This window comes from Brevundimonas sp., from assembly GCF_032017145.1.
In the GTDB taxonomy this organism is placed as follows: Bacteria; Pseudomonadota; Alphaproteobacteria; order Caulobacterales; family Caulobacteraceae; genus Brevundimonas.
The window spans coordinates 1-2,817 of the sequence record NZ_DALZQC010000191.1; the positions used below are offsets into that span (position 1 = coordinate 1).

The following is a 2,817-nucleotide window of genomic DNA, read 5'->3' on the forward strand; positions in this document are numbered from 1 at the left end:
CGGAGCCTCGCCCGACTGGTCCGCCCCGGCCCGGCCGCGCGTCAGCCCCGCCCTCGGCGACGTGACGCAGGCGGCCCAGCTGCTGAACGCGGCCGACAAGGTAGCCATCCTGGCCGGCAGCGGCTGCGCGGGCGCCCACGACCAGGTTCTGGCCCTGGCCCAGACGCTTCAGGCCCCGGTCGTCCACGCCCTGCGCGGCAAGGAGCACGTCGAATGGGACAATCCCTATGACGTCGGCATGACCGGCCTGATCGGCTTCTCGTCCGGCTATCACGCCCTGATGAACTGCGACGCCCTGGTCATGCTGGGGACCGACTTCCCCTACCGCAACTTCTACCCCTCGGACGCCAGGATCATCCAGATCGACCGCGACCCGTCGGCGCTGGGCAAGCGCGCCCATCTGGCGCAAGGGATCGTCGGCGACGTGGCCGAGACCATCCCCGCCCTGATCCCGCACCTGAGGACGGATCGCTCGTCACGCTTCCTCCAGGCCGCCCGCAAACACTATGCCGAGGCGCGAAAGGGTCTGGACGAGCTGGCCCGGCCCGCCCCCGCCGACCGGCCCGTCCATCCCCAGTATCTGACCGCCGTGATCGACCGGCTGGCCGCCCAGGACGCCGTCTTCACCGCCGACGTGGGCACCCCGACCGTCTGGGCCGCCCGCTATCTGACCATGAACGGTCGGCGGCGTCTGTTGGGATCGTTCAACCACGGCTCCATGGCCAATGCGATGCTGCAGGGCATCGGCGCCCAGGCCGCCGCGCCCGGCCGCCAGGTGATCTCCCTGTCCGGCGACGGCGGCTTCACCATGATGATGGGCGACTTCATCAGCCTGTCGCAGCTGGGTCTGCCGCTGAAGGTGGTGGTCTACAACAACGGCTCGCTGGGCTTCGTGGCCATGGAGATGAAGGCCGCTGGCTTCCTGGACGTCGGCACGGAGCTGAAGAACCCCGACTTCGCCGCCATGGCCCGCGCCATGGGCGTCACCGCCTTCCGCGTCGAGGCCTCGGATCAGGTCGAGGATGCGGTGGCCCAGGCCCTGGCCCATCCCGGCCCCGCCCTGGTGGACGTCGTCACAGCCGGCCAGGAGCTGGTCATCCCGCCCAAGATCAAGAAGGAACAGGCCAAGGGCTTCAGCCTGTTCATGCTCAAGGCCATCATGAACGGTCGTGGCGACGAGGTTCTGGAGCTGGCGCGGACCAATCTGTGAGGCCGGCCGGCTCTTCCGCGATCGACGGCCGGCTCGCTATGATCTCGGTCGAGGCGATGCGGTCCCACATCTGGAAATAGAGGCCGTAGTTGCCGTTGAAACGCTTGTGATGGGCGTCATGGTGGGTGGCGGTGATCAGCCAGCGCAGGGGCGCCCTCCCAAGCCATGAGGCGGGCCAGACTTCGCGGCCGGCGTGGTTCAGCACGGCGGTGGCGGTCATCAGGGTCAGCAGCGCCAGGGCCACGCCCCAATGGATCGGCAGGAAAAGCGCCAGGGCTGGCAGGAACCAGGCGGTGGCGACGGCCTCGGCCGGATCGAAGGCGAAGGAGGCGAAGGCGCTGGGATCGCGCGACCGATGGTGCTCGGCATGGGCCCAGGAGAAGATCCGCGGGTGATGCAGTCCCCGGTGCACCCAATAGTAGAAGGCGTCGTGGGCCAGCATATAGACGACGAAGCTGACCGGCAGCCACCACAGCGGCCAGGCGTCGATGTCGGCGTAGATGGCCGTCCCGCCCCGCTTCCAAAGCTCCAGCACCAGGGCCGCAGGCAAGGCGTAGATCGGACACGAGATCAGCGCGGCGACGATTTCGGCGCGGATGCGTTTCGGGGTGGTCGGCTTGTGGTTCAGCTGGCGTCCCCGGCCCGCCCCCGACCACAGCAGCCAATGGGTCACAACCCCGACCAGCAGATAACGCACGCCGATGATCAGGCTGAGCGCAAGGGTGGTGACGAGCAGGTCCATCAGCATGGCCGCACAGACGGCCAAACAGACGGTCAGGTCAAGTCGTGGCGGGCGCGGTTCAAACCGCCTATGATGCGCTGATGTCGATGCCGATGATGATCCTGCTCTTCCTGACGGCCTTCCTGGGAATGGAGGCGTTCGCCTGGGCCATGCATCGCTATGTCATGCACGGCCTGCTGTGGACCTGGCACCGAAGCCATCATGAACCGCACGAGGGCGTCCTGGAGAAGAACGATCTGTTCGCCGTGGTGTTCGCCGCCCCGGCGATCATTCTGATCGCCCTGGGCCTGCACGTCTGGGCCTGGGCCCTGCCGGTCGGCCTGGGCGTCACCGCCTATGGCATGGTCTATTTCTTCTTCCACGACGGTCTGGTGCATCGGCGGTTCCCGACGGGGATCGACGGGCGTTCCGGCTTCTGGACCCGTCGAATCCAGGCCCACCGCCTGCATCATGCCGTGCGGACCCGTGAGGGCTGCGTCTCATTCGGCTTTCTGTGGGTGCGTTCGGCGCGGGCGCTAAAGGCCGAACTGTCTCAGAAGCGCGGCTCTTCCAGCAACGGGGCCTGAGACAGGGCGGCCAGGTCCTTGGAGCCGGTGCAGAAGCAGGCCAGCCGCAGCTGGGCCGCCATCAGGTCCAGATGCTCGACCACGGCCTCGGTCGATGTCAGGCCCGCCTCCAGCACCCCTGCCGCCTGACCGACCAGGCAGGCCCCCAGCCGGATCGCGCGCGCCGCATCCAGGCCGTCCCGGATTCCGCCCGACCCGATCAGATCCAGCTCCGGCGCGGCCTGCGCGCAGTCCCTCAGACTGCGCGCGGTCGGAACGCCCCAGCCGGCGAAGGGGGCGGCCAGCGCCTCGGCCCGGCC

At 68.4% G+C, this 2,817-nt stretch carries 4 protein-coding genes; 2 read left to right on the forward strand and 2 right to left on the reverse strand.

The genetic code is table 11. From position 1 onward, the window contains the following. A partial coding sequence (locus tag RTU05_RS17680; RefSeq protein ID WP_312599605.1) for a thiamine pyrophosphate-dependent enzyme occupies positions 1-1,210 on the forward strand: 1,210 nt, incomplete at its 5' end. Here RTU05_RS17680 and RTU05_RS17685 read toward each other — a convergent pair. Then, the gene (locus tag RTU05_RS17685; protein WP_312599606.1) at positions 1,158-1,958 is read right to left on the reverse strand and encodes a sterol desaturase family protein; all 801 of its coding nucleotides are present in this window, start codon (positions 1,956-1,958) and stop codon (positions 1,158-1,160) included. The genes RTU05_RS17680 and RTU05_RS17685 overlap by 53 nt on opposite strands. 38 nt (positions 1,959-1,996) lie before the next feature. Between RTU05_RS17685 and RTU05_RS17690 the strand changes: the two genes are divergently transcribed. Continuing rightward, on the forward strand, positions 1,997-2,518 hold the full coding sequence (locus RTU05_RS17690) for a sterol desaturase family protein (protein WP_312599607.1): 522 nt from the start codon (positions 1,997-1,999) through the stop codon (positions 2,516-2,518). Here RTU05_RS17690 and RTU05_RS17695 read toward each other — a convergent pair. After that, on the reverse strand, positions 2,485-2,817 hold a 333-nt coding region (locus tag RTU05_RS17695; RefSeq protein WP_312599608.1), incomplete at its 5' end, for an alpha-hydroxy-acid oxidizing protein. The genes RTU05_RS17690 and RTU05_RS17695 overlap by 34 nt on opposite strands.

What these genes read in the sequence shown, in the direction of transcription:
- RTU05_RS17685 (WP_312599606.1), bottom strand. Translation starts at nt 1,958, where the DNA reads ATGCTGATGGACCTGCTCGTCACCACCCTTGCGCTCAGCCTGATCATC.